Consider the following 23,617-nt stretch of genomic DNA (forward strand, 5'->3'; position numbering starts at 1 on the left):
CTTCCTCAGGCTAACAAATCGGACAATTCGCCGGGGCTCGGCTGATAGGTGGAGAGCCGCGCCTGGGCGCATTCCTCCCCCGCCAGCAGGATCCGGCAATCAAAACTGGCCATGCCGCCGTCTTGCAACAGGCAGCACGCCTCTATGGTGAGCAGGCTGCCGGCCGCGAAGACGGGGCGCAGGCAGCGATACTTGCGACTGCCGAGCAGCATGCCGATGCGCACCGGCTCGCCGCGCAGGCGCCCCTGCATGCCGGCCCAGGCGGCGATGGTCTGGGCCATCAGCTCGATGCCGACCCAGCCGGGCAGGTTGCCCTCCCCATCCAGCAGCAGGGCATGGCGGGCGCCGATACGGGTCTCGCAGCGCGCCTGCTGGGCATCCGCCGCGCAGAGCCGGTCCAGCAGCAGCATGGGGGCCTGGTGGGGCAGCAGGGTCTCGATGGCGGGCAGTGAACCTGGCTCATTCATGGTGAACGCTCCCAAACAGCAGGCTGACATTGTTGCCACCGAAGGCAAAGGAGTTGGAGAGCACCCAGGGCGCCGCCAGTGGCACCTCGCCGCTCACCAGCCGGATGGGGGCCAGCGCCGGATCCGCCGTGGCCACCCGCTGGGGCGGCAGTGGCAGAGCGCGCTCCAGCAGCAGGCAGGCGAGCGCGGCCTCGATGGCTCCCGCCGCCCCCAGGGTGTGGCCGGTGAGCGGCTTGGTGGAGCTGCAGGGCACCTCGGCACCAAACAGCCGGTGCACCGCCTGGCTCTCCATGGCGTCGTTGAGACGGGTGGCGGTGCCGTGCAGGTTGACGTAGCCCACCTGCGCCGGCGTCAGGCCCGCCTGGGCCAGCGCCATGCGCATGGCCGCCTCGGCGCCCACCCCGTCTGGATGAGGCGCCGAGATGTGCCAGGCATCGGAGGACTCCCCCGCCCCCAGCAGGGCCAGCGGTGCAGGCGTGCGGCTCAACAGAAACAGCGCCGCCCCCTCGCCGATGTTGATCCCCTGGCGCGCCTCATCGAACGGCTGGCAGCGCGCACAGCTGAGGGACTCCAGGCTGTCAAAGCCGTTGAGGGTGAGCCCGCACAGGCTGTCGGCACCGCCCACCAGCACGGCGTCTGCCAGTCCGGCCGCCAGCAGCCGCTGGCCGCTGATGAAGGCGCGCGCGCTGGAGGAGCAGGCGGTGGAGATCGTCCAGGCCGGCCCGGTCAGGCCGAGATGGCGGGCCAGAAATTCCGACGGTGAGCCCAGCTCCTGCTGACGATAGTCAAACTCGGGGGGCACCGCCTCTCCGCGCCGGGCAGCGGCCACCGCCAGCTCGGCCTCGCCGATCCCGGCGGTGCTGGTGCCAAGCACCAGGCCGACACGGTCGCTGCCAAAGGTGGCCAGCACCTCATCGAGGGCGGGCCGGATCTGGGCCAGCGCCGCCAGCAGCAACTGGTTGTTGCGCGAGGCATAGGGGGCCAGCGCCGCCGGGATGACCGGCAACTCCCCTTCCACCCGCCCGACCGGGGTCAGCCGACCATCCAGCAGCGGCGCCCGGTGGCGATCCAGCGGGCTGATGCCCTCTCTCTGCCAGGCCAGCAGCGCCTCGGCGCTGGCATCACGCCCCGTCCCCAGTGCCGAGACGAGGCCATAGGCGGCGATATAACAGCTCATTGGCTCAGGGTCTCCAGTTGCAGACGGTAGTTGAACACGTGTTGCTGCAGGCCGACCGGCTCGCGCACGCCGTCGGCGTCGCGATAGCGGATCTCGGTGACCAGAGTGCCATCGGGGGCGCGCAGCCGGCGCAGCAGCCCCTCGTCACGCAGCGTCCAGCCCGGCGGCAGTTGCGGTTGCCAGCTGGCCAGCGGCCAGTAGCAGAGCATCACGTCCGCCAGCACCTGGCTCACCGGTGGCATGCCGCTGGTGAGCAGCGGGCTGAGCTGGCGGGTCTCGATGCCCTGCTGGTCATAGCGCACCAGAAACAGCCGTACCCCGCTCGGGGTCAGCCCCACCAGGGTCAGCTGATGGCCGTCCGCCTCCAGCACCGTCATCAGCTGGTGAGTGCTCTCCCCCACGCTGGCGGTCAGCAGTTGCTGGCGATAGAAGGGGGCGGCCAGCACGGGGGCCGGCAGCGTCATGACGGTCCCCTTGTCGAGATAGGCGGTGGGGGTCGGCTGGCTGCTGCAACCGGTTAGCAGCAGGACGACGAACACGAACAAGGCTTTCATGATGAGGTTGGCTCCCGGCCATGTGGCCCCGGCAACTGCGGTCGCACCCGGTCCAGTACCAGGGGCGAGAGCAGGAAGGCGGTAAAGATACCGCCGCTCAGCACCAGACCAAAGCCCGCGATGGCGGGGGTGTGACTCAGCGCCAGCAGACCGAAGGCCAGCTGGGTGGTGAGGTTGGCCAGCAGGATGGCGAGCAGGGTGGAACTCTGGCGCGCCACCCCGTTCCCGCTATGGGCAAAGAAGAGGCCGTAGTCGATGCCGATGCCGAAGATGAGGCTGAGCGCCAGCACTCCGAACAGGGTGAGCGGCTGACCGCAGGCGGCGAGCAGCGCCAGCCCCATGGCCAGCGCAATCAGGTTGACCAGCAGCACCCGGGCCGCTCGCGCCGCCCCCATCCGCCGCCACAGCAGCAGGGCCACCAGCGCGATGGCCACCGACAGCAGCTCCGCCAGCTTGATGCGGTAGTGGGCGAACAGCTGGCTCCACTGGCTGCGCTGATCCTGCCAGTAGACCCCTGACTCGGCCGCCGCCAGCGCCGTCAGGGCTCCTTCGTCTGCCACCCCCACCAGCGGCACCCAGATGGCAACGCGGCCATCCGCCAGGGCGTGCCACAACAGGCGGCTCCCCTCGCTGACCGGGCTGGCCAGCCAGGCGGCCGGGGTCAGCCAGTGTGGCTCGCGCACGGGCGGCTGCAGCGGCAGGCCGGCCGTCTTGAGCCGACTCACCACCTCGGGCAACAGGGCCCGGATGGCGGCGGCATCCTCCTGCTGGCGCGCCAGCGAAGGCAGCCAACGGGCCAGCGAGACGAACTCCTGCAGCGCACCGCGCTGTTGCAGCTCGGCCAGCCGGCCATCGAGCCGCTCCAGCCGTTGCAGTGCCTGCTCGCCGTCCGCTCCCGTCACCAGCAAGCCCTGCATGCCCCCCTGCTGGCCGGTGAGGGCCTGGATCCGCTGCTCCTGCCCCTGCAACGCCACCGGCAGAGGCTGCAGCCGGCGGATGTCGTCATCCACCTGCAACCGGCTGATGCCGAGGGCCGCCAGCAGCAGGCAGCAGAGCGGCAGACCGATGCGCAGCAGCGGGCGTTGCTGCCAGGCCAGCAGCCAGCCCTGCAACCAGCGCTGGCCCCGCAGCGGCCTTGTCGGCAGCGGGCCGGCCCAGCGCGGAAACAGGCAGAGCACCGTGATGAAGGCACTGAACAGCCCAGCCAGCGCGCACACCGCCAGCTGCTGCAAGCCGGGGAAGGGGGCGAACCAGAGCAGGCCATAGCCGATCAGGGTGGTCAGCACCGCGAGCGACAGGCTCGGCAGCAACTTGAGCCGGGTCTGGTGCGGCGTTTCCTCGTCGCCGTGCAGCCGCCGCTCGCACAGAAAGTGGATGGCGTAGTCGATGGCGATGCCGATGAGGCTGCTGCTGATCACCAGGGTGAAGACGTGGATCTCGCCGAACAGGATGAGCACTGTGCCGAGCCCCCACATCAGCCCTACGCCGATGGGCAGCAGGGAGAGCAGCAGTGCCCGGGTGGAGCGAAACACGCCCCAGATGAGCAGGATGACCCCGACCATGGAGCCCAGCCCTATGGTGGAGATGTCCTGCTGGGCCAGCTGGCTGGCGTGCTGGCTGTAAAAGAGGGTGCCGCGGCGCAGCAGTTCGGCGCCAGGATAGGCCTCGGCGAGGCGCTGCTCGGCCCCGGCCAGTTCGCTCAGCAGTGCCTGGTTGCGCTGGATGTCGAAGGCGGAGAGATCCAGCTCGGCGCGCACCATGTACCAGTCGCGGCCGACGTCGTCCCGGCTTACCAGCCAGCCCTCCTTGAGCTGCATGGGGCCGCGGGCCTCGGCCAGCACCCCGGCCCGGGTCAGCAGCAGAGGGTCGCTCTGCCACTCGGCGCGGGAGACGCCGCCGAAGGGGGAGTAGATCTGGCCGAGCACCCATTGACTCCACCCCTCGGCCCCCCCGGCAAGCCGGGCCCTGCTTGCCGGATCCAGCCGCTGCCAGGCCAGCTCGTGCAGATAGCTCTGCCAGGCGGGGGCCAGCTCGGGCTGATACCCCTTGATGCGGGACAGGGCAGGCAGCTCGCCGAGTTGCTGCGCCCAGAAGGTGGCGGCGGCGCGCCCGTCCTGGCCGGCGGGCAGGCTCAGCAGCCAGACCAGCTGGCGGTCGAGCTGCTGCAGCAGACCCTGCTGCAGGGCCGGGTCCAGATCGCTGCGGGACTCGTGGGGCAGCAGATCCATCAGGCTGGTGTTGATGCGGCTGTGGGGCAGTTGCCAGGCAAGCACCGCCGCCAGCAGCAGGCAGAGCCCGATCCAGAGGGTCCCGAGCCGGCGCCAGGTGGTTTCAGCGTGCAGCAAGGTGGGCTCTCCTCGTCCCGGCGGGGACGGCGCGCTGGCGCAGCGGGATACTAGTGGACAGCAAAGCGGGCCTGCTCCTCAGGGGTCAATGGCAGGGGGCGCTCGCGCCAGTCGCTGAAGCGAATGCGGGTGCTGTCACCCTGCTTGTCGGCGATGAGCAGCTGATCCAGCTGCCCCTGCCCGCTCAGGGTGAGGCTGGCGAACACCTTGTCGAGCGGCGCCAGGGTCGGCACCAACACCAGTTGCCAGCCCGCCTCTGTGCTGTGAAAGTCGATGCTGAAGTAGCGGCCCAGGGTCGCCTCGTCCGAGCCGAACAGCGCCAGCAGCATCTGGCTGAACTCCAGCAGCTGGGGGTTGTCGATGACGGTGGCGGGCTGGCCCGCCATCTGCTGCACCATGCGCGTCGGCGTCAGGACAAGGGTCAGCGGGAAGGGCTTCTGCTGCTGCCACCAGAGCCCCAGATCGCGCACCAGCAGCAGCTCGCCGGAAGCCTTGAGCGGCTGGCTCAGCCCCGCCACCTGCTTCTCCTGCTCGAAGCGGGCCGCCTTGGCCTGACTCAGGGCGAGCAGCTGCTGCACCTCGGCCCGGCTCAGAGGCGCCGCCTGCAGCGGCCATGTCAGCAACAGGATCAGACCGGCCAGCAGCAGCCCCATCAGCCGGCTCACTGGCTCACCCCCAGCTTGTCCAGCAGCACCTGGGGCGAGGCCAGACACATCTCGCCGCTCGCCTTGCTCACCGCCACCTGGATGCTGTAACCCTTGCTGGTGCGGGTGCCGCTCACGGCGTCGCTCAGCAGGTAGTCGATCTTCAAGCGGTTCTGGTACTCGGTCAGGGTGGCGCGCACCCGCACCCGCTGGCCGAAGCGCAGCGGTGCCAGGTACTTCATCCGGGTGTCTATGATGGGCCAGAGGTAGCCGGAGGCCTCCATCTGCGGGTAGTTGTAATCGATAAGATCGAGCAGGGCACAGCGGGCCAGCTCGATGTAGCGAAAGTAGTGGCCGTGCCAGGCGACTGCCATCATGTCCACGTCGTGGAACGGGATCGTCACTTCTATCTCGGTGCTGATCTGCCAAGGTTCTGGCTGCATGGTTTTTCTCACAAGTCGTCTCCCCGCCAGCGCGACACAGCCACCCAGTCCACGTCGTGGAACGGGATGGTCACTTCTATCTTGGTGCTGATCTGCCAGGGTTCAGGCGTAGTCTGGATACGGCTCATAGTGAAGAGTCCTGATAGAGGGGATAGTGGCGCTGGCGAATGCGGGCGATCAGCGCTCTCAGCTCGGGCTCGAGCCCCCGGTCTTCCAGCAGCGGGGCAAACTCGGCCCGCACCTGCGTGACCATGCCGGCCAGCGCCGTGCCGAGCGGGCGGGTGAAGGGGGTGGGCCGGGCGAGGCGCAGCTCCACCCCCTGCACCGCCGCCAGCAGGCAGGCGGCCCCTACCTGCTCGGTCAGGGTCAGCACCCGCAGCGCATCGCGTGCCGCTATGGTGCCCATGCTCACCTTGTCCTGATTGTGGCACTCGGTGGAGCGGGAGAAGACGCTGGCGGGCATGGTCTGCTTGAGCGCCTCCGCGGTCCAGGCCGAGACGCCGATCTGCACCGCCTTGAAGCCGTGGTTGATCATCTGCCGCCCCTGTGGCGCGCCGGAGAGGTTGCTCGGCAGGCCGCCGTTGAACTTGCTGTCCACCAGCTGGGCCAGCTGGCGATCCAGCAGGTCGGCCAGGTTGGCGACGGCCGCCTTCATGCTGTCCATGGCCATGGCGATGTGACCGCCGTAGAAGTGGCCGCCGTGCATCACGTGCTCCTCTTCGCCGTCGATCAGCGGGTTGTCGTTGGCGCTGTTGAGCTCGTTTTCGATGAGCTGGCGCCACCAGGGCAGGCTGTCGGCCACCACCCCGATGACATGGGGGGCGCAGCGCAACGAGTATCTGTCCTGCAGCCGGTCGCTGTGGCGCGGCAGCTCGCCGGCCACCAGATCCTCTCTCAACCAGGCCGCGACCCCCTGCATGCCGGGGTGCGGCTTGGCGGCAAACAGCCGCTCGTCGAAGTGGAAGGCGTTGCCCCCCATGGCGACGCTCACCAGGGCGGTGATCCGGGTCGCCAGCCGCATCAGGTAGTCGGTTCTGGCGTAGGCGAGGCAGGCCAGCGCCGTCATCACCGAGGTGCCGTTCATCAGCGCCAGCCCCTCTTTCGGCCGCAGGGTCAGGGGAGTGACCCCCAGCTCCCGATAGACCTCGGCGGCGGGGCGCAGCACACCATCATGATGAAGCTCGCGCTCCCCCACCAGCACGGCGGCGACGTAGGAGAGCGGGGTGAGATCGCCGCTGGCGCCCACTGATCCCTCTTCCGGAATGCGCGGCACCAGATCCTGCTCCAGCAGCCAGCAGAGCCGCTCGAGCAGGGCCGGGCTGACCCCGGAGACCCCCTGCGTCAGGGAGCAGAGCCGGGTGGCGAGCACGGCGCGCGCGGCATCGAGCTCGAGATCCGCTCCCAGCCCGCAGCCGTGAAAGCGGGTCAGGTGCAGCGGCAGCTCGGGTACCAGCTCGGTTGGCACCGGCCGGGTCACCGAGTCGCCATAGCCTGTGGTCACCCCGTAGATGACCCCCTCTTCGGCCAGCAGGCGGTCGAGGAAGTCGGCGCCCCGCTGGATGCGGGCCATGAAGGCGGGATCCGGGTTCAATGCGGGGGTGGCACGGCGTTCGGCCAGGGCCACCACGTCTTCGATGGTCAGCGGCTTCGCGCCGAAGACAACCCTGCTCATCTCACTCTTGTTCATCGGTCAGCTGCCAGAAATCAAAAAAGTTGAACCAGTCCAGCGGGGCGCGCAGGCAGTGGTGCTGCAGGCGATCGGCATAGGCCTGTACCCGGGACGCGAGAATCTGTTGGCGCCCCTGCCGTGGCAGGGGCTGGCCATCGGCAAAGGGCTCGAAATGCACCCGAAAGCGCCCCTGCTCCTTGAGGCCGAACATCAGGTAGACGGAGCAGCCCAGAACGCTGCTGAGCACGAAAGGGCCGAGGGGAAACGGCGCAGGCGCGCCGAGGAAATCGGCCCAGATCACCCGCTTCTCCCGGGTCACCGAGGTGCGATCGCCGACGATCACCACCCACTCCCCCCGCTCCAGCTTCTCCTTGAGCAGGATGGCGGTATCGGCCCCCAGCTCCTGCACCTGGATGAGGTTGAGGTGCGAATCAGGGTTTATCTGCTTGAGCAGGGCGTTGAAGCGGGCCGCGTGGCGGGTGAACACCAGCGCATTGATGCGCAGCCCCTGCTTGCGACTGCCAAGGGCCCGGCACAGCTCGAGATCGCCCAGGTGGGAGCCCAGCAGCAACACTCCCTTGCCGCTGTTGATGGCGGCCTGGTAGTGCTCAGCCCCCACCAGTTCAACCTGCTGCTCGGTGATATCTCCGCGCCAGCCCGCCAGCTTGTCGAGGGCCGCCTCGCCAAAACGCAGGAAGTGGCGAAAGCTCGATCTCGGCTCGGCGGGCAGCGCAACGCCTTGTGCGTTGGCGAAGGCCTCGAGCCGGGCCAGATAGGCCCGGGATGCCTCCCGCTGGGCGCGGCCGGTCAGCCAAAAGTAGCCGATGACCGGATAGAGCAGCAGGGAGAAGCCGCGCCGCCCCAGCAGGCGGTAGCTGGCCAGCATGATCTGCATGCCGAGCAATGAGCCCCGCTCCGGGGTACGCGACCAGTGGGTGCGCCGCTCGCGCCACAGCCGGGTCAACCGGGCACCGAGGCGAGCGGGCCAGCGGCAGAGGCGCAGCAGCAGATCCCACAGCAGACGGCACACCAGCCGGGTGTGCATCCAGGAGATGTCGAGGTTGTCGCGAAAAAGCCGGAAGTGGGAGCGGCCGTCGACGGGATAGATGACCCGGGTCGGCACGAAGCGCATCGGCACCCCGGCCCAATGGAGGCGCACCATCACCTCGGTATCAAAATCCATCCGCCGGCCGAGGGCCACCCGCTCCAGCAGGGCGCAGGTGGACGCCAGCGGATAGACCCGAAAGCCGCACATGCTGTCCTTGATGGCGAACGACAGCGTCTCGATCCAGACCCAGACATGGGTGATGTAGCGGCCGTAGAGGCGCCCCTTGGGCACGGAGTCGTCGTAGAGCGGGCGACCGGAGACGAGCGCCGCCGGGTGCTGGCGCGCCTCCGCCAGCAGGGCCGGCAGATCCGTCAGATCATGCTGGCCGTCGGCATCCACCTGCAGGGCGTGGCTGAACCCCAGCTCATGGGCGCGGCGCAGCCCCGTCATCACGGCGCCCCCCTTGCCCTGGTTGTGGGGATGGCGCAGCAGGCTGACCCAGGGGTGCTGGGCGGCCAGCGCATCGAGCGCGGCGGCGGCGACGGGCTCGCTGCCATCGTCGACCAGCAGGCAGGGCAGCTTGAATTCGGCCAGCCGCGCCAGTACGGCGGCCAGCGGGGCTGCGTGGTTGTAACAGGGAATAAGAATGCAAGGGTTCATAGGGTCAGCCGCACCCGTCCGCTGCTCGCCGGCTCGTCCCCGAGCTGGTAGCTGAAGAGGAGCTGGCCCTTGTCCGCCTGCCACTGCAGGCTCAGGCTGCACTCGGCCCCGGGGCGCAGCGGGCGCTGGAACTTGAGCTGATCCACCCCGTGAAACGGCAGTGTCAGCTTGAGCCGGCTGGCGGCGTAGTGCATCACCCAGTGAATCTGGGTCACCCCGGGCAGCAGGGGCGCGCCGGGAAAGTGCCCCGCAAACCAGGGCAGTGCGGGATCGAGTCGCAGCCGCAGGCGCACGCCATCGGCCAGCACCTCGCAACCCAGCTCGGTTGGCAGCGTGTCAGCGGACAGGCTCATCGAACAGCTCCTTGAGTTGTGACCAGGGGCGCTTGCCCTGGGCGTTGACGGGCATCTGCACCACCCGGCGCACGCTGCGCGGCAGGGCGACCGGCTCGAGCCAGGGGCGCAGCTGCTGGCGCAGGGCCAACAGGAAGCGACCCTGACCGAGTTCGTCCCAGCGGGCGGCCCCCAATTCGCTTAGCACCAGCACGGCGCCGAGGATCTGGCGCTGACCCTGCTGCAGGGGCAGCACGGCGGCCGACTCCACCTCCGCCAGGGCCTGCAGGCGCACCTCCACCTCGTCGAGGGAGATGCGCTTCTCCTCCAGCTTGACGATCCTGTCCTGGCGTCCCAGCAGTTCGAAACCCTCCTCGTGCAGGGCGATGCGATCGGCGCAGGCCAGCCAGTCACCCGCTTCCAGGAAGGGAGAGCGCAGCAGCAGCCCCTGCTCCGGGCCGACCCGCACCTCGACCCCGGGCAGCGCCGTCCAGGGGGTCTGCTCCTGGTGGCGCTGACGCCAGCCGATGCCGCCGGTCTCGCTGCTGCCGAAGATCTCCACCGGCAGCTGGCCGAGCAGTGCCCGGGCTTGCCGGGCATCTTCCAGCTGCAGGGGACCGCCGGAGGAGACGATCAACCGGCAGCCAGTGGCCGGCATGGCCGGATCGAGCCGACTCAGAAACGCAGGGGAGGCGATCAGGCACCAGGGGGCGCCTTGCGCCGCCAGCTGCTCCGGGTAGTCGATGGTGCGGCGATCGAACGGGCGACCGAGGGCCAGCGGCAGCAGGATGCGAAACAGCAGGCCGTAGATGTGCTGGTGGCTGACGCTGGCCAGCACCCGGCTATCGGCCAATCGCTCGCCCCACAGCACCATCTGCACCCGCAACTCGGCCTCCAGCTGGGGCCAGGCCTTGGGGATCGCCTTGGGCTCGCCGGTGGAGCCGGAGCTGAACAGGGTGATATCCAGACGCGCGGGCGCAAGATCACCGTGTGCGGCATCCAGCCCTTCGTGGCCATCGGCCAGCGGCAGCCTGAGCTGAGGCACGACAAGTGCCGCCCCCGGCAGCTCGGCGTCGGTGAGCAGGCCGTCAAACTGGCTCTGCAGTTCCTGCAGGCCGGCCAGCCGCTGATGACCCGGCAGGATCGCCTGATAGCCGCCGAGGGCGCAGGCGAGCAACGCTTGCGTGAACAGCAGGCTGTCGTCGAAGCAGAGCGCCCAGCGCGCGCCTGGCTGGCCGGCGCCGTCATGACGGGCCATGGCCCTGGCCAGTTGCAGGCTGGCGCGGCGCAGCTCGGCCAGGGTCACCTCCCCCTGCGGGCCGAAGGCCACCGGCTGGGCACCATCGCGCTGCCAGAGGGTTTGCAGCAGGCTCATGGAGTCAGCCTCTTGAGCAGGCGGCGACGCACCAGATACTCAGCCCCCATCAGGCCGCCCATCAGGAGGTAGCTGACGAGGCCGTTGTAGAGGCTCCAGAGCGCCAGATCCCCGTGCCAGATGGTGAAGGCCGCCAGGGCGCCGTTGATGACGAAGAAGCCGCACCAGACCTGGGTCACCCGCCGGGTGTAGCCGATGGCCGCCGCCGGTAAAGCGGGCTCCTGCAAGCGGGCCAGCCGCTCCACCAGGCTCATGGGGCGGGTCAGGCTCCAGCCAAACAGGCAGAGCAGGCAGAGGCTCACCGCCAGCGGATAGTAGAGCAGCCAGTGCCGGGCGCTGAACAAAGCGGAGAGCAGGGTCAGCCCCAGCCCGATGCAGGCCAGCAGGCGCCCCAGCCAGAGCCACTCCGGCAAGGGGCCGAGCCGGACTCGCCCCTTGAGCAGGCCGGGCAAGAGTCGCAGCGAGAAGATGAGCAGCAAGCCGAGCAACAGCGGGGTCTGACCGGCATGGGTCAGCCCCCAGTAAACCGCCAGCGGGTAGAGCAGCAGGGCACCACCGGCCAGCCAGGAGAGCCAGCGCATCATGGCAGGGCAGACACCGGCATCAGGCGTCGGCCAGCAGACGCTCGACCGCATCCACCACGTCGTTGACGCTGCGCACCGATTTGAACTCCTCCGGCTTGATCTTCTTGCCGGTCAGCTTCTGCAGGTGCACCACCAGATCGATGGCGTCTATGCTGTCGAGCTCGAGATCCTGATAGAGGCGGGCCTCGGGGGTGACGGCCTCTTCGTCGACTTCGAACAGCTCGACGAGGGCGGCCTTGATCTGGGCAAAGATGTCGTCGCGGGTCATGGCTCAGGCCTCCCCTTTCGACTGGGCCTGCACCAGGGCCACCAGGGCCGCAACGGAGGCAAAGTGGCGACGGGTGTTCTCATCCTCGGCGGAGAGGACGATGCCGTAGCGACCCTTGATGGCAAGGCCCAGCTCCAGCGCATCGATGGAGTCCAGCCCCAGGCCGTCCCCAAACAGTGGGGCCTGGCTGTCGATGTCGTCAGGGGTGAGCCCCTCGAGGTTGAGGCTGTCGATGATGAGTTGTTTTATCTCTAGATGCAGGTCTTGCATAACTGTTCCATATGCTGTCATTGGGGCCCGGGTTGCAGGGCCCGGGTGAGAAACCGGGTCAACTGGCGAGCGGCCAGCGCACTGCTCTGGCCGGCGGCGACCACCTCGTCCGCCGCCACTTGCTGCAGGAATTCTATGGTGAAAGTCGGCTTATTTTCCGGGATCTTGAACCATTTGTCCTGCTTGGTGAGAAATCGGGTGCTGCAGTGGATCCGCACCAGTTGCAGCGGCACCTGGCTGCGCACCGCCAACTGGGCCGCGCCGCGCTGCAGCTTGATGGGTTCGCCCGGCGTGGTGCGGGTCCCTTCCGGGAAGATCAGCAGCAGGCCGCCGGCCCGGATCCGCGCCATGCACAGGGCCAGCAGATCCTCCCCCGCCACGTTGGGCAGGTAGTCGGCCGCCCGCACCACGCCGCCGATGAAGGGGTTGCGCCAGAGTGACTGCTTGACGATGCAGTCGCACACCGGCATCTCGGCCGCCAGCATGACGTAGTCGAGCAGGCTGGGGTGATTGGCCACCACCAGGGCGCCACGCAAATCGGCGGGCATGCCGCTGACGCGATAGTCGAGCACCCCCCAGCCGCGCAGCATGGCGAGAAACAGCCGGAAACTGTGGCGGATGGTGAGCTGGGCCAGGGTGCGCCGCCGCTCCCCGCGCAGACAAAGCGCCAGCAAGGGGAACCAGAAGAGGGTGAGCAGCAGGCCGCCCACCCCGAACAGGGTGAAGCCAAGGGCCGTGCCGATCAACCGCCAGGCCCGATTCAGCAACGCTGCCATCTCCACGCCTGACGGTCATCGCCGAGGATCAGGGTCGGCTCGCCTAGCAGCAGGGCGCGCCACAAGGCGAGGCTCTGGGGCAGCGAACGGGCAGCATCAACTGCGGGGCTAACTCCCTCGCAGCGCCACTGCTCACCGGCCTCCAGCACCAGCCCCAGCGCGTGGGGCGGCGCCTCTTCCCCCAGCCAGGGGCGATGAAATTCGGGCACAGGCCCCTCGAAGGCCACCAGCAGCACCCGGCGGGCGCCGGCCTGCAGGGCGCCGACCGCTTCGGTGAGGCCTGCCATCAGGCTGTTCTCCCCCGCGGCCAGCGAGCTCATGGGAATGGCAGCCTTGCCCTGGATGGAGCAGAGCCCGGCGGCGGTGTTGTGCACCGACATGGAGAAATCGGTGGGGGAGAGCGCCTGCCCGTCCGCCAGCGCCTGCAGCAGCGTCATGGAGCGGGCCAACTCGCCGTGGCGGCTGACGAAAACGGCACTGTCTACCTGGTGGCGGGCCAGCAGGCTCAACCCCACCTGCACCGCCAGCCGTGAGCCCTGGCTCAGGCGGCGCGCCATCATCATGGGCAGCAAGGGAGTGGCGGGAAACGGCGGGTCGACGGGCCAAAGCCCCTGCTGCGCCCACGCCTGCCAGGCGGCCTCATCGGCCAGACCGGGTGACAGCGCCTGACTATCCAGCAGCGAGAAAGAGAGCATGTTGCAGGCGACCTGTCCTTAAAACCGTGGTGGGAGCGAAGAGCATAAAAGGCACTCACCCGACGGGCAGTGCCTGCGCCATGGTATTGAATGGCGTCATCGGCTTAATACCGGCGGATAATACCATTATTCATCAAAAATAATAGCCAGCCCGGATTATCCACCGCCTTGGTGATTGAAAATAAACAATTTGTGTTGTCTCATTGCCACGCTCAATTGATGAATATCCTTCTCAAGGAAAATATTATGAAGATTATTAATAAAATATCCCTGCTACTGGCCTGTGCCCTGCTGGCCGCCTGCTCCACCAGCCAACCCATCCGCAATATGGCGGCCAATCCGGTGCCATCCAACCTCACCGAGGAGCAGGTTGCCAACGCCATTATTACGGCCGGTATCAGCAAGAGCTGGGTAATGCGCCAGGAGCAGCCGGGACTGATTCGGGGCCAGGTCAATGTGCGTCAGCATCAGGCGGTGATCAATATTCCCTACAGCGCTCGCGATTATTCCATCAATTATGTGAGCAGCGTCAATCTGGACGACAAGGGCAAGGGCAGCATCCACCGCAGTTATAACCGCTGGGTACTGGGTCTGAACCAGGCCATTCAGCTGGAACTCGCCCGCGCGCAGAGCCGCTGATCCGGCAGGAGCCCCCCGTGAATCACTATCAGACAGACCCCTACAACGCGCTGGAAGCCATCAGCGAGGCCCAGAAAATCGCCTTCGGGCCCATGCTGTTTCAGGCCAGCTGGTGCCTGCGCGAAACCGGGGTGCTGGCCTATCTCGAGACCCGTGGCCAGCGAGGGGCACCACTGGTCGACATCGCCCAGGCATGCGAGCTGAGTGAATACGGCGCCGGCGTGCTGCTGGACATGGGGCTCGGCGGCGGGCTCTGCTACCTGGCCGAGGAGCACTATGTGCTGGGGCGGGTCGGCAAGTACCTGCTGAACGACACCATGAGCCGGGTCAATCTCGACTTCACCCAGCACGTCTGCTACCAGCCCCTCGCCCATCTGCTCGACGCCATCCGCAACGGCACACCGGCCGGCCTGCAGGAGTTCGGCCCCTGGCAGACTCTCTATCCGCACCTGAGCGAGCTGCCCGAGCCTGCCCGCCGCAGCTGGTTCGCCTTCGATCACTTCTACTCCGACTGGGCCTTCCAGCAGGCTCAGGACAAGGTGTTCGGTTACGAGCCGCGCCACCTCTACGACCTGGGTGGCAACACCGGCAAGTGGGCCATCGCCTGCGCCAAACGGGATCCGGCGCTGCAGGTCACCATCCTGGATTTGCCCGAGCAGCTGGCACTGGCTCGCCGCAACATCGAGGAGGCGGGGCTGACGGAGCGGGTACAGGGTCACCCGGTGGATCTGCTGCAAGCGGGCACCCTGCCCGGCGAGGCGGACATCTGGTGGATGAGCCAGTTCCTCGACTGCTTCAGTCACGAACAGATCGTCGCTATCCTGAACCGGATCCGGCTGGCCATGAAGCCGGACGCCCGGGTCTGCATCCTGGAACTGTTCTGGGACCGCCAATCCTTCGAAGCCGCCAGTTTCAGTCTCAACGCCACCTCCCTCTACTTCACCTGTCTGGCCAACGGCAACAGCCGCTTCTATCACTCCAAACAGCTTTATCAGTGCCTGCGCGAGGCCCACTTCCACGTGGAAGCCGAGCACGAGATCCCGGGCCCGGGCCACACCCTGCTGGTTGCCCGCCCCTTGCACACGAGGCCATAATGCCGCCATCGGCATAACGATGATGAAACGAGAAGGAGCACGGCATGAGGCGTGACTGCATGGCCCTGATGGCCCTCGGCCTGGTTCTGGGCAGCCTGCTCGGCGGCTGCGCCGACATCAAGGAGGCGGGCAGAACCGTGGGGCACACCACCCGCAATGTGACCCGCGAGATTGGCCACACCACCCGGGACGTGACCCGCGAGATAGGTCACGGCACCCGGGACACCGTCAAGAAGGTCGGTGATGAGCTGAGCAAATAGAAACAGGGGCCGACAGGCCCCTGTTTTCATCAGCGTCATGGGTGAACTCAGTTGCTCCACATGGCCATCAGCTGGGACTCCATGGCCTCTTCCTGTTCATCCGGCAGCTCGGCGAAGAAATCGAGCCCGGTCTGCTGCTCCACCTCATCCACCGTCACTATGTAATCCGCCAGCCGGCTGGCCGACACGTTCTCCTGCGGCAGGATGAAGGCGATCGCCTCCTGGTTGGCCACATCCATCACCACCCGGTAGTAGGCGTGGGGCACGGTCACACCGTTGCCGATGGAGGCATCGGAGTTGGTGAAGATGGGGCCGGTGATCACATAGACATCCTGATAGGCGATGGCCCACTGCCGGGTCTTCTCCTCCAGGATGCGCCAGGCCCCCTGGTTGAGCGCCGGCAGCTGCGGGGTCATGTTGGTCAGCAGGAAGCTCTGCTTCATGGTGGTGGCGGTGGAGCGCATGTCCGCCGCGGGCGCCTGGTGACCGCGGTCATAGCCGGAGCCCTTGTAGTCGGCCAGGGTAGCGCGAAACTGCACCGGCACCTCCTTGTCCTCGGCAAAGGAATCCTTGCGCGGCACCTGACCCTGGGCGCTGGCGGCTGTCATCCGATAAGAGACCCAGTCAGAGACCTTGGTGTCGTAGTTGTAACCGGCGGCATAGCCGTCCCGGCACAGCAGTTGACTGGATTGACTGGGTACCCCGAGCTTGACGTGATCCTTGCATTGGAAGCCCGCCGCTAGGCTCGGGAAGGTGGTGAGAGTGAATCCGATAGCCAGAACTAATTTATTGATATTATTCATTATTATGCCACTCCTTGTGTTAGGCGGAGTGATTTGACACCAGGTCGGATGAGTAAGGCAATCGAACGAATTGTGAGCGTGTCGGAAATGTGAAGAGGGCTGCAAATCGGTAAAATCGCCGTCGCCAGCTGGGGGATTGTCATCCCTTTGTCATTGTGTAGTGCAGTAACTTCGAGAGGCTTATCAGATAGATAGGAACAAAAAAGCGGAGCCGGCGGCTCCGCTGCAATCATCACGCCCGCTCAGCTCTTGACCTGAGGCCTGGGGGTATCGGGCTGGGAGGGCGGCAGGATCGGCAACACGATCTGCGGCTGCTCGCCGGTCAGGCTCTTGAGGTAGGCGGTCATGTCGTCCGCCTCCTGCTCGCTCAGGGTCTGGCCGAGCTGGATGTCCGCCATGATCTGCACCGCCTCCTTCAGATCCCACACGGAGCCGTCGTGGAAGTAGGGGTAGGTCAGCTCGATGTTGCGCAGGGTCGGCACCTTGAACCAGCCGATGAACTGCTTCTCGCCGGTCACCCCACCGCGTCCCTGGGACGGGTTGTCGGTCTTGAACGGCTTGACCAGCCCCATCTTCTGGTAGGAGTTACCGCCGATGGCCACCCCGTTGTGGCAGGCGGTGCAGCCCTTCTCCTTGAACAGCTGATAGCCCTTCAGCTGCTGCGCGGTCAGCGCCTTGCCATCCCCCTTCAGCCAGCGATCGAACGGCGCGTTGGGGGTAACCAGGGTCTCCTCGAAGGCGGCGATGGCATCGGTCACCTCGTCGATGCCGAAGTCCGCCTTGCCGTACACGGCGCTGAAGCGGGCCCGGTACTCGGGCAGGGTGTGCAGGGTCTCCACCGCCAGCTTGTGGCTGAAGGCCATCTCCAGCGGGTTCTCGATGGGGCCCGCTGCCTGCGCCTGCAGATCCTTGGCGCGCCCATCCCAGAACTGCACGAAGTTGAGGCTGGAGTTGAGCACGGTGGGCGAATTGATCGGCCCCTCCTTCCACTTGTGGCCGAGGGAGCTGACCTGGTTGTCCACTCCGCCGGTCGCCAGGTTGTGGCAGGAGTTGCAGGAGATGGCGTTGGATTTCGAGAGCCGCGGCTCGAAAAACAGCATCTTGCCCAACTCGACTTTTTCCGGTGCGCTCACCTTGGCTGCTTCCACTGCCTGGATAGGCTCGTTCGCCCACCCCATCCCTGGCAGGCCCAGCGCCAGCAACAGACAATATTTATTCATTTTTTATCTCTCCCTTGTGGCTGTGCATAACAGCAGCCTCAGCCTGCCCGGGAAAGCCTGTGCATTATTTGCTCAAGATCAAATGAGACCAAAAAAAACCACATTAAAAACAATGAATTAATATATTATGGACGGAATGGTGGCGGGGACTTGCGCGGCAAAAAAGAGCTGAATTCTGATGAATGAATTATGAACAAATTCATCCGCGATGACAGCCAATTAATTAGATTGCTGTCATTGAATAAAGCGATTATTCAATATGCAGGCGTGACCGCCCATTATTTAGATTCATATTAAATGCATCATAAATATCATCGGCGCTCACCCAGCCAATAATAACAATAGCGTCTGACCTTCTGTATCCCGCAATTCAGATGATGCCTTCCGTTATTTCCTCATCAATGCAGGAAACGGATGGCCGTGCTTTTCAATCAAGATAAGGATGCATGATGAAAGAGTCCCTGTTGGCCGCCACCCTGTTGCTCTGCCCCGCCGCCTTTGCCGCCACCCCGCACTGGGAATACAGCGGCGAGGCCGGCCCGGCAAAATGGGCCAGCCTGACCCCGGAATTTGGCCAGTGTGCGGGCAGCAACCAGTCGCCGGTCAATCTCTCGGGTCTGGTCAAGGCCGAACTGGCCCCGCTGCAGTTCCACTACCTGGCGGGGGGCCGCAGCGTCACCAACAACGGCCACACGGTGCAGGTCGACTATGCCCCGGGCAGCAGCCTTGAACTGGACGGCATGCATTTTGAGCTCAAGCAGTTCCACTTCCACGCCCCCAGCGAAAACCTCATCGAAGGCAAGTCCTATCCGCTGGAGGGTCACCTGGTCCATGCCAATGACCAGGGGGAGCTGGCGGTGGTGGCGGTGATGTTCGAGCCGGGCAAGGCCAATGGGGCCCTGAGCCAGGTCTGGCAATCCTTGCCAGCCAAGGCGGGGGAGCAGCACGCGCTCAAGGAGGCGGTCTCGGCAGAGCCATTGCTGCCCGCCAAACGGGACTACTACCGTTTCAGCGGCTCGCTGACCACCCCGCCCTGCTCGGAAGGGGTGCGCTGGCTGGTGATGAAGGAGCCGGTACAGGTAAGCCAGGCCCAGATCGACGCCTTCAAGGCGGTGATGCACCACCCCAACAACCGCCCTGTGCAGCCACTGCACGGTCGGCTGGTGCTGCAATAACGCCCCCGGCAACTCACAGAGCCAAAATGAAAAAAGAGGGCCAAGAGGCCCTCTTTTTCGTTTGCAGCAACTGATTACAGACTGGCGGCGATGCGCGCCCCCAGCGCGGCGTTGTTCAGCACCAGCTGGATGTTGGCGGCCAGCGAGTTGCCGCCGGTCAGCTCGCACACCCGGGCCAGCAGGAAGGGGGTGGACGCCTTGCCCTTGACCCCCTGCTCGTCCGCCTCCCGCAGTGCCTGGGCAATGGCGGCGTCGATGTCAGCCTTGGGCATGGCAAACTGGGCCGGAATGGGGTTCGCCACCACGGCGCCACCGGCCAGCCCCAACTCCCACTTGAGGCGCAGCGCCTCGGCGATGGCCGCCGGGCTCTCGAGGCGGTAATCCACCTTGAAGCCGCTCTCACGGGTGTAGAAGGCGGGCAGCTCCTCGGTCTGGTAGCCGATCACCGGCACCCCCTGAGTCTCCAGGTACTCCAGGGTCAGGCCGATGTCGAGGATCGACTTGGCGCCGGCGCAGACCACGGCCACCGGGGTCTGGGCAAATTCCTGCAGATCGGCGGAGATGTCAAAGGTCTCCTGGGCACCGCGGTGCACACCACCGATGCCGCCGGTGGCGAACACCCGGATCCCGGCCATGGCGGCGATGATCATGGTGGAGGCAACCGTGGTGGCCCCCAGCCCCTTGTTGGCCAGCACGAAGGGGATGTCGCGGCGGCTGCACTTGGTGGCGGCGTGACCGGCCCGGCCCAGCGCCTCCAGCGCCCCCTCATCCAGACCCACCTTGAGGCGGCCATCGATGATGGCGATGGTGGCCGGCACGGCGCCGTTGTCCCGCACCACCTGCTCCACCTGGCGCGCCGTCTCCACGTTCTTCGGATAGGGCATGCCGTGGGAGATGATGGTGGACTCCAGGGCCACCACAGGCTTGCCGGCGGCCAGGGCTTCGGCGACGACCGGTTGGATATCGAGGTAAGCGTTCAACATGGGTACTCCTCCAGCATGCGTTCAACGGCGGCCTTGGATAGGCCGGAAAATACGGTATCGGGACAATTGACGGTAAGGGCGGCGCAGCCGAGGGCGAAACGGGTGGTCTCGACGATGTCCTGCTCCTGCAACCAGGCGTGGGCCAGCCCTGCCATGAAGGCATCGCCGCCGCCGGTCACGTTGACGACCGGGCTGCCGAGCACGGACAGATGGCCCTGGCACTCCCCGTCGCTATAAAAGATCCCCTGATCGCCGAGGCTCAGGAACAGCCGCTGCACCCCGGCGCGGTGGAACCAGGCCGCCGCCATGGGCCAGGTGTCTGGCCCGGCGATGCGCAAGCCGCACAGCTGCTCCGCCTCGCTGCGGTTCGGTTTGAGGGTGTGGATGCGGTGCAGCCAGGGGCGGATCTTCTCCACCTTGGCCACCGAGACGGTGTCCACGAAGATGGTGTGCTCCCCCTGACGCTCGAACAACCAGTCGAGGGTGTGGGTGGCGAGGTTGGTGTCGAGCAGCCAGAGCCGGGCCGCCCCGAGAAATCCGCTCAGGGGGGCGAGTCGGGCCGGTGTGAGCTGGTCGATGATCCCCATGTCGTTGACGGCGCAGCTCATTTCTCCGCTGCCATCGTGCAGGCTGAGGTAACAGGAGGTGGCCTGGCCGTCCAGCACCAGCACCTGACGCACGTCGACGCCAGCGCGCTGGCTCACCTCCAGCAGGTGGTGGCCGTACTGATCGTTGCCCACCGCGGTCAGCAGCCGGGTGTCGGTGCCGAGCCTCGCCAGGTTTTCGGCAATGTTGCGCCCCACCCCGCCGGCGGAGGTGCGTACCCGGCCCGGGTTGGAATCCCCGATGCGTAGGTTGTCGTGGCTGCAGCCGCAGATATCCATGTTGGCGCCGCCGATCACCACGGCGTAGGGGCCCTCCCGCAGCACGTAACCGCGCCCCTGCACATAGCCCTGGCGCATCAGGCTGGAGATGTGGCTCGCCAGCGCCGAGCGGCTGATGCCGAGCCTGTCCGCCAGCTCCTGCTGGGCAATCATGGGATCCTGGCGCAGCAGGGCGAGGATCTCTTGCTCACGTTCCGTCATAGACAAACATCCAGTTACAAACGTTTGTCCATTATTGTCGAGAAACGTTTTCCTGCTATCGCGGCGTATGAAAATTGTCGGCTTGCGCACAAAAACTCGACGGATGGCAGCAAGCGACACTCGGCCATCGAGCGTCACTTTTCCTGCGCCTGACGGCGAGTGCGGCTTATAATGCGGCCGCCACAGAGGAGATCAGCATGAAAGAGTCAGACCACGAATGCCTGCCACCACAGGGGGATGAGTCCGCGCCGCACGGCGACGCAGGCTATTGCTGCATCGGGCTGGTCAATCCCAAGTCACCGGAGAACGTGGGGGCCGTGATGCGGGCCGCCGGCTGCTATGGGGCGGATGAGGTCTATTACACGGGGACCCGCTTCGAGCTGGCGCGCCGTTTCGTCACCGACACCAAGCAGATGGTGGAGCAGATCCCCCTGCTCGGTGTCGACGATCTGATGGGCATGGTGCCGGACAGCTGCACCCCGGTGCTGGTGGATCTGATCGAGGGGGCCACCTCGCTGCCGGACTACGTCCACCCCGCGCGCGCCTTCTACATCTTCGGCCCCGAAGACGGCACCCTGGAGCCGGCCCGCTTCAAGGCGGTGAAAGAGGTGATCTACGTACCGACCCGGGGATGCATGAATCTGGCGGCCTCGGTCAACGTAATTCTCTATGACCGACTGGCCAAGCAGCTGCGTGCCAAGTAAGCAAGAGGTGATCTACGTGGCCATACCCAAGGGCTGCATCAATCTAGCCGCCTCGGTCAACGTGATCCTCTACGATCGGCTGGCCAAGCAGCTGCGCGGCAACTCGGCAAGCTGACAGAAAAGTTCCTGAACAGGTAACCAGCCCTCCCCGACGCAGGGCGTTTTAGTTGTCAGGCTTTAGCCGCAGCTCCTGCTCTTCGATAAAACCGCGGTAGTAGTCGTGCAACCGATAGCGTCGGTAGATTTCGGCCAGGGTGCCGTGCCGCACCAGGTTGACCATGCCCTGATCCCAGAGCTGCTGCAGGGTGCGACCCTTCTCGGTATCGGCAAAGATGGGGTAGGTCGGGATCCAGCGCAGGAAGGTACGATGCATGTTGGCAGGAATGGAGTCCTCCGAGTAGAGCACCCCGGCGGTCAGATAGTAACGGTAGCGCTCCTTGGCCAGCAGTTGCAGCGCCATGTCGTGGCTGTCTATCTCGTGCCAGCGCATGGAGACCGGGATGTACTTGTCAAAGGCCCAGCCCCGCAACCACACCACCCCCTGCCCCTTGAGGCTCGACTCGCCCAACCACTGGGGCTGCCACTTCTTGAGCATCAGCACCGTCAGGTCATCGGCCGAGGCGGGATAACGGGGCTGCAGCACGCCGCTCACCTCATCCCGGTAGACTCCCATCGCCATGTCGCCCCCCTGCTGGGCGATCACCGCCAGCGCCCGCTTGTAGGGCACGATGCGGGGGATGACCTCGTAGCCGTTGGGCTGGTAGATGGCGCGCACTATGTCCAGATAGATGCCACGCCCATCCCGCTGGCAAAAACCCGGCCAGTCATCGCAATAGACATTGAGGGGATCGGCCCGACCGGGCCAGCAGAGCAGCAGCAATACCCATGAAAGCAGCAAACGAACCATGTCTTGACTATTTCTCCGGAGGCGAATGCTGTCACCCATCGAGCCGGCCTATCTGGCAAGGGTGCACAGGCCATATCCCATGATATGAAGATCCGTCGGCAAAGCACCACTTTTTACCGGTTTTGCGAGCGAGTCGAGGGTTATTGCCGACCGAATGGGTATTATTGACAATGAGATTCATTAGTAACCCAACCATAGGGGAGCCTTCATATGCCATCCATCAAAACCCTGCTCTGCCCGGTCGATTTTTCCCAGATGTCGCAAGCCGTGCTCGACTATGCCGTATTCATGGCCCAGAGCCATCAAGCCGAACTCAAACTGGTTCACGTGGTGGACCAGCTGCACGGCTTCGACAGCTACAAGATCCTGCACATGACCGCCATCGAGATCACCCACGAGATGGAGCGTCAGGCCAAGAGCCAGATGAAGGAGCTGATCGCCAGCCTGCCCATTCCGGCCACCTTCGAGGTACGCTTCGGCCGCGCCGCCGACGAGATCGTCGTGCAGGCCAAAGAAGAGAAGGCCGATCTGGTGGTGATGGGCAGCCACGGCCGCTCCGGCATCAGCCACCTGCTGGTGGGCAGCGTCGCCGAATCCGTGGTCCGTCACGCCCCCTGCCCCGTGCTGGTGGTGCGCAAGTAATCCATCACCCGAAACAAAAAGGCCAGCATATGCTGGCCTTCTTTTTTGGCTTTAAGGCAAGCCTCAGCCGTGAGCGTAGATGACGCTGCCCCCCTTGATGATGTCGATGATGGCCCTGGATTGCTCCTTGGGCAGCGCCGGGCAACCCCAGCTGCGCCCCAGCTTGTCATATTTGAGCAGATGACGGGGGCTCGCATAGTCGGCGCCGTGCACGACGATGGCCCGCTTGCGGGCGTTGCTGTTCTGGCCCGGGCTCAGGCCATCGAGGCGCAGCGAATAGCCGTGCTTGCCCTGATAGGTTTCGGCGGTGCGATAGACCCCGAGCGAACTCTTCATGGAGTTGAACTGGTTGGAAAACTGACGGGCGTCCCGCTCACCCGAATTGCGGCCATGGCTGACCCAGGTGTGATAGAGCAGCTTGTGGCGTTTCACGTCGATGACGAACAGACGGCGCTGGGTTGAGGGTTTGCTGTAGTCGATGATGGTGAGAATGGGTTTGCGCTTGTGGCGCACGCTCTGATAACTGTTGAGGGCCTTGCGAAACACCTGTTTGTCGAGCTTGCCGGCCAGCCCCAGCTGGCGATAGAGATCCTGATCCCAGCTGGCGTGGCTGCTGCTGCTGAAACAGAGCGCCCCCAGCAACAGTGGCACGCTCAGCCACAGCGCTCCCCAGCGCTTTATCCAATCTGTCTGCTTCATCCTTGAATCTGCTCCCGTTTTTGTTGCTAGCAAAGTGTGCAAATTATCGCCACACCCTGCTGGATAGTTATATGCAAGCCCCTGATAGCCCGCAAGAAA

Annotated in this window: 28 protein-coding genes; 7 read left to right on the plus strand and 21 right to left on the minus strand. The window is 65.6% G+C overall.

The window, feature by feature from the left end; translation table 11 throughout:
- Window positions 1–5: 5 nt before the first annotated feature.
- The 15 genes from G5134_RS06040 to G5134_RS06110 form a co-directional block, all read right to left on the minus strand.
- Window positions 6–467: a hotdog family protein gene (locus G5134_RS06040; RefSeq protein ID WP_024943607.1), complete on the minus strand. Its 462-nt coding sequence runs from the start codon at window positions 465–467 to the stop codon at window positions 6–8.
- A complete protein-coding gene (locus G5134_RS06045) occupies window positions 460–1,644 on the minus strand; it encodes a beta-ketoacyl-[acyl-carrier-protein] synthase family protein (protein WP_065016745.1) in 1,185 nt (394 codons plus the stop codon). The genes G5134_RS06040 and G5134_RS06045 overlap by 8 nt, the downstream gene beginning before the upstream one ends.
- Complete coding sequence (locus tag G5134_RS06050) at window positions 1,641–2,198, minus strand: DUF3261 domain-containing protein (protein ID WP_065016744.1); 558 nt, start codon at window positions 2,196–2,198, stop codon at window positions 1,641–1,643. Before G5134_RS06050 ends, G5134_RS06045 begins: the two co-directional genes overlap by 4 nt.
- Window positions 2,195–4,543 carry an MMPL family transporter gene (locus G5134_RS06055; RefSeq protein WP_082969878.1) on the minus strand — a complete coding sequence of 783 codons (2,349 nt, stop codon included), beginning with the start codon at window positions 4,541–4,543 and terminating at the stop codon, window positions 2,195–2,197. The genes G5134_RS06050 and G5134_RS06055 overlap by 4 nt, the downstream gene beginning before the upstream one ends.
- 50 nt (window positions 4,544–4,593) lie before the next feature.
- Window positions 4,594–5,208, minus strand: coding sequence for an outer membrane lipoprotein carrier protein LolA (locus tag G5134_RS06060; RefSeq protein WP_082969877.1), 615 nt, complete (start codon window positions 5,206–5,208; stop codon window positions 4,594–4,596).
- Window positions 5,205–5,630, minus strand: coding sequence for an acyl-CoA thioesterase (locus G5134_RS06065; RefSeq protein ID WP_065016742.1), 426 nt, complete (start codon window positions 5,628–5,630; stop codon window positions 5,205–5,207). The genes G5134_RS06060 and G5134_RS06065 overlap by 4 nt, the downstream gene beginning before the upstream one ends.
- A gap of 124 nt (window positions 5,631–5,754) precedes the next feature.
- The gene (locus G5134_RS06070; protein ID WP_065016741.1) at window positions 5,755–7,317 is read right to left on the minus strand and encodes an HAL/PAL/TAL family ammonia-lyase; all 1,563 of its coding nucleotides are present in this window, start codon (window positions 7,315–7,317) and stop codon (window positions 5,755–5,757) included.
- Window positions 7,304–9,007, minus strand: a complete 1,704-nt coding sequence (locus G5134_RS06075) for a glycosyltransferase family 2 protein (protein WP_421231924.1) — start codon at window positions 9,005–9,007, stop codon at window positions 7,304–7,306. The genes G5134_RS06070 and G5134_RS06075 overlap by 14 nt, the downstream gene beginning before the upstream one ends.
- Window positions 9,004–9,360: a hydroxymyristoyl-ACP dehydratase gene (locus tag G5134_RS06080; RefSeq protein WP_065016739.1), complete on the minus strand. Its 357-nt coding sequence runs from the start codon at window positions 9,358–9,360 to the stop codon at window positions 9,004–9,006. The genes G5134_RS06075 and G5134_RS06080 overlap by 4 nt, the downstream gene beginning before the upstream one ends.
- On the minus strand, window positions 9,344–10,714 hold the full coding sequence (locus G5134_RS06085; RefSeq protein WP_065016738.1) for an AMP-binding protein: 1,371 nt from the start codon (window positions 10,712–10,714) through the stop codon (window positions 9,344–9,346). The genes G5134_RS06080 and G5134_RS06085 overlap by 17 nt, the downstream gene beginning before the upstream one ends.
- Complete coding sequence (locus G5134_RS06090) at window positions 10,711–11,349, minus strand: hypothetical protein (RefSeq protein ID WP_065016737.1); 639 nt, start codon at window positions 11,347–11,349, stop codon at window positions 10,711–10,713. Before G5134_RS06090 ends, G5134_RS06085 begins: the two co-directional genes overlap by 4 nt.
- Complete coding sequence (locus tag G5134_RS06095) at window positions 11,318–11,566, minus strand: acyl carrier protein (RefSeq protein ID WP_005297934.1); 249 nt, start codon at window positions 11,564–11,566, stop codon at window positions 11,318–11,320. The genes G5134_RS06090 and G5134_RS06095 overlap by 32 nt, the downstream gene beginning before the upstream one ends.
- 3 nt (window positions 11,567–11,569) lie before the next feature.
- Window positions 11,570–11,836, minus strand: a complete 267-nt coding sequence (locus G5134_RS06100; RefSeq protein WP_005297932.1) for a phosphopantetheine-binding protein — start codon at window positions 11,834–11,836, stop codon at window positions 11,570–11,572.
- A gap of 17 nt (window positions 11,837–11,853) precedes the next feature.
- Entirely contained in the window at window positions 11,854–12,612 is a 759-nt protein-coding gene (locus tag G5134_RS06105; protein WP_024941451.1) for a lysophospholipid acyltransferase family protein, read from the minus strand.
- Window positions 12,597–13,307, minus strand: a complete 711-nt coding sequence (locus G5134_RS06110; protein ID WP_065016736.1) for a beta-ketoacyl synthase chain length factor — start codon at window positions 13,305–13,307, stop codon at window positions 12,597–12,599. Before G5134_RS06110 ends, G5134_RS06105 begins: the two co-directional genes overlap by 16 nt.
- 246 nt (window positions 13,308–13,553) lie before the next feature.
- Here G5134_RS06110 and G5134_RS06115 point away from each other — a divergent pair, with 246 nt between their 5' ends.
- The 3 genes from G5134_RS06115 to G5134_RS06125 are packed head-to-tail and all read left to right on the plus strand — an operon-like array spanning window position 13,554 to window position 15,300.
- Complete coding sequence (locus G5134_RS06115; RefSeq protein ID WP_005297924.1) at window positions 13,554–13,946, plus strand: hypothetical protein; 393 nt, start codon at window positions 13,554–13,556, stop codon at window positions 13,944–13,946.
- 17 nt (window positions 13,947–13,963) lie between these two features.
- Window positions 13,964–15,040 (plus strand): methyltransferase, encoded by a 1,077-nt coding sequence (locus G5134_RS06120; RefSeq protein WP_065016735.1) that lies wholly within the window; start codon window positions 13,964–13,966, stop codon window positions 15,038–15,040.
- Between the two features lie 44 nt (window positions 15,041–15,084).
- The gene (locus G5134_RS06125) at window positions 15,085–15,300 is read left to right on the plus strand and encodes a hypothetical protein (protein ID WP_005297921.1); all 216 of its coding nucleotides are present in this window, start codon (window positions 15,085–15,087) and stop codon (window positions 15,298–15,300) included.
- Window positions 15,301–15,347: 47 nt separating this feature from the next.
- On the opposite strand, the gene G5134_RS06130 is transcribed toward G5134_RS06125, so the two are convergent.
- Together G5134_RS06130 and G5134_RS06135 are read right to left on the minus strand one after the other, a co-directional pair.
- Entirely contained in the window at window positions 15,348–16,103 is a 756-nt protein-coding gene (locus G5134_RS06130) for a DNA/RNA non-specific endonuclease (protein WP_065016734.1), read from the minus strand.
- Between the two features lie 242 nt (window positions 16,104–16,345).
- Complete coding sequence (locus tag G5134_RS06135; protein WP_065016733.1) at window positions 16,346–17,323, minus strand: cytochrome-c peroxidase; 978 nt, start codon at window positions 17,321–17,323, stop codon at window positions 16,346–16,348.
- A gap of 449 nt (window positions 17,324–17,772) precedes the next feature.
- On the opposite strand from G5134_RS06135, the gene G5134_RS06140 reads away from it, so the two are divergent.
- Window positions 17,773–18,498 (plus strand): carbonic anhydrase, encoded by a 726-nt coding sequence (locus G5134_RS06140; RefSeq protein ID WP_024941446.1) that lies wholly within the window; start codon window positions 17,773–17,775, stop codon window positions 18,496–18,498.
- Window positions 18,499–18,572: 74 nt separating this feature from the next.
- On the opposite strand, the gene G5134_RS06145 is transcribed toward G5134_RS06140, so the two are convergent.
- Entirely contained in the window at window positions 18,573–19,481 is a 909-nt protein-coding gene (locus tag G5134_RS06145; RefSeq protein WP_024941445.1) for a pseudouridine-5'-phosphate glycosidase, read from the minus strand.
- The gene (locus tag G5134_RS06150) at window positions 19,475–20,566 is read right to left on the minus strand and encodes a PfkB family carbohydrate kinase (protein WP_024941444.1); all 1,092 of its coding nucleotides are present in this window, start codon (window positions 20,564–20,566) and stop codon (window positions 19,475–19,477) included. Before G5134_RS06150 ends, G5134_RS06145 begins: the two co-directional genes overlap by 7 nt.
- 197 nt (window positions 20,567–20,763) lie before the next feature.
- Between G5134_RS06150 and G5134_RS06155 the strand changes: the two genes are divergently transcribed.
- The gene (locus tag G5134_RS06155; RefSeq protein WP_065017517.1) at window positions 20,764–21,270 is read left to right on the plus strand and encodes an RNA methyltransferase; all 507 of its coding nucleotides are present in this window, start codon (window positions 20,764–20,766) and stop codon (window positions 21,268–21,270) included.
- 7 nt (window positions 21,271–21,277) lie between these two features.
- Window positions 21,278–21,385 (plus strand): RNA methyltransferase, encoded by a 108-nt coding sequence (locus tag G5134_RS06160; RefSeq protein WP_005297905.1) that lies wholly within the window; start codon window positions 21,278–21,280, stop codon window positions 21,383–21,385.
- Window positions 21,386–21,433: 48 nt separating this feature from the next.
- Here the strand turns inward: G5134_RS06160 and G5134_RS06165 are convergent, their stop codons facing one another.
- A complete protein-coding gene (locus tag G5134_RS06165) occupies window positions 21,434–22,177 on the minus strand; it encodes a hypothetical protein (RefSeq protein ID WP_065017518.1) in 744 nt (247 codons plus the stop codon).
- Between the two features lie 210 nt (window positions 22,178–22,387).
- On the opposite strand from G5134_RS06165, the gene G5134_RS06170 reads away from it, so the two are divergent.
- Window positions 22,388–22,819 (plus strand): universal stress protein, encoded by a 432-nt coding sequence (locus G5134_RS06170; protein WP_005297901.1) that lies wholly within the window; start codon window positions 22,388–22,390, stop codon window positions 22,817–22,819.
- Between the two features lie 63 nt (window positions 22,820–22,882).
- Here G5134_RS06170 and G5134_RS06175 read toward each other — a convergent pair whose 3' ends face one another.
- Window positions 22,883–23,518 (minus strand): murein L,D-transpeptidase catalytic domain family protein, encoded by a 636-nt coding sequence (locus tag G5134_RS06175; protein WP_005297899.1) that lies wholly within the window; start codon window positions 23,516–23,518, stop codon window positions 22,883–22,885.
- Window positions 23,519–23,617 lie beyond the last annotated feature (99 nt).

The sequence above is a fragment of the Aeromonas sp. 600276 genome, assembly GCF_049175815.1.
Classification (GTDB): domain Bacteria; phylum Pseudomonadota; class Gammaproteobacteria; order Enterobacterales; family Aeromonadaceae; genus Aeromonas; species Aeromonas dhakensis.

Coding starts and splice junctions, on each gene's coding strand:
- G5134_RS06040 (WP_024943607.1), bottom strand. CDS start 467: ATGAATGAGCCAGGTTCACTGCCCGCCATCGAGACCCTGCTGCCCCAC.
- G5134_RS06045 (WP_065016745.1), bottom strand. CDS start 1,644: ATGAGCTGTTATATCGCCGCCTATGGCCTCGTCTCGGCACTGGGGACG.
- G5134_RS06050 (WP_065016744.1), bottom strand. CDS start 2,198: ATGAAAGCCTTGTTCGTGTTCGTCGTCCTGCTGCTAACCGGTTGCAGC.
- G5134_RS06065 (WP_065016742.1), bottom strand. CDS start 5,630: ATGCAGCCAGAACCTTGGCAGATCAGCACCGAGATAGAAGTGACGATC.
- G5134_RS06070 (WP_065016741.1), bottom strand. CDS start 7,317: ATGAACAAGAGTGAGATGAGCAGGGTTGTCTTCGGCGCGAAGCCGCTG.
- G5134_RS06075 (WP_421231924.1), bottom strand. CDS start 9,007: ATGAACCCTTGCATTCTTATTCCCTGTTACAACCACGCAGCCCCGCTG.
- G5134_RS06080 (WP_065016739.1), bottom strand. CDS start 9,360: ATGAGCCTGTCCGCTGACACGCTGCCAACCGAGCTGGGTTGCGAGGTG.
- G5134_RS06085 (WP_065016738.1), bottom strand. CDS start 10,714: ATGAGCCTGCTGCAAACCCTCTGGCAGCGCGATGGTGCCCAGCCGGTG.
- G5134_RS06090 (WP_065016737.1), bottom strand. CDS start 11,349: ATGCGGTCGAGCGTCTGCTGGCCGACGCCTGATGCCGGTGTCTGCCCT.
- G5134_RS06095 (WP_005297934.1), bottom strand. CDS start 11,566: ATGACCCGCGACGACATCTTTGCCCAGATCAAGGCCGCCCTCGTCGAG.
- G5134_RS06100 (WP_005297932.1), bottom strand. CDS start 11,836: ATGCAAGACCTGCATCTAGAGATAAAACAACTCATCATCGACAGCCTC.
- G5134_RS06105 (WP_024941451.1), bottom strand. CDS start 12,612: ATGGCAGCGTTGCTGAATCGGGCCTGGCGGTTGATCGGCACGGCCCTT.
- G5134_RS06110 (WP_065016736.1), bottom strand. CDS start 13,307: ATGCTCTCTTTCTCGCTGCTGGATAGTCAGGCGCTGTCACCCGGTCTG.
- G5134_RS06115 (WP_005297924.1), top strand. CDS start 13,554: ATGAAGATTATTAATAAAATATCCCTGCTACTGGCCTGTGCCCTGCTG.
- G5134_RS06125 (WP_005297921.1), top strand. CDS start 15,085: ATGAGGCGTGACTGCATGGCCCTGATGGCCCTCGGCCTGGTTCTGGGC.
- G5134_RS06130 (WP_065016734.1), bottom strand. CDS start 16,103: ATGAATAATATCAATAAATTAGTTCTGGCTATCGGATTCACTCTCACC.
- G5134_RS06135 (WP_065016733.1), bottom strand. CDS start 17,323: ATGAATAAATATTGTCTGTTGCTGGCGCTGGGCCTGCCAGGGATGGGG.
- G5134_RS06140 (WP_024941446.1), top strand. CDS start 17,773: ATGAAAGAGTCCCTGTTGGCCGCCACCCTGTTGCTCTGCCCCGCCGCC.
- G5134_RS06145 (WP_024941445.1), bottom strand. CDS start 19,481: ATGTTGAACGCTTACCTCGATATCCAACCGGTCGTCGCCGAAGCCCTG.
- G5134_RS06150 (WP_024941444.1), bottom strand. CDS start 20,566: ATGACGGAACGTGAGCAAGAGATCCTCGCCCTGCTGCGCCAGGATCCC.
- G5134_RS06155 (WP_065017517.1), top strand. CDS start 20,764: ATGAAAGAGTCAGACCACGAATGCCTGCCACCACAGGGGGATGAGTCC.
- G5134_RS06165 (WP_065017518.1), bottom strand. CDS start 22,177: ATGGTTCGTTTGCTGCTTTCATGGGTATTGCTGCTGCTCTGCTGGCCC.
- G5134_RS06170 (WP_005297901.1), top strand. CDS start 22,388: ATGCCATCCATCAAAACCCTGCTCTGCCCGGTCGATTTTTCCCAGATG.
- G5134_RS06175 (WP_005297899.1), bottom strand. CDS start 23,518: ATGAAGCAGACAGATTGGATAAAGCGCTGGGGAGCGCTGTGGCTGAGC.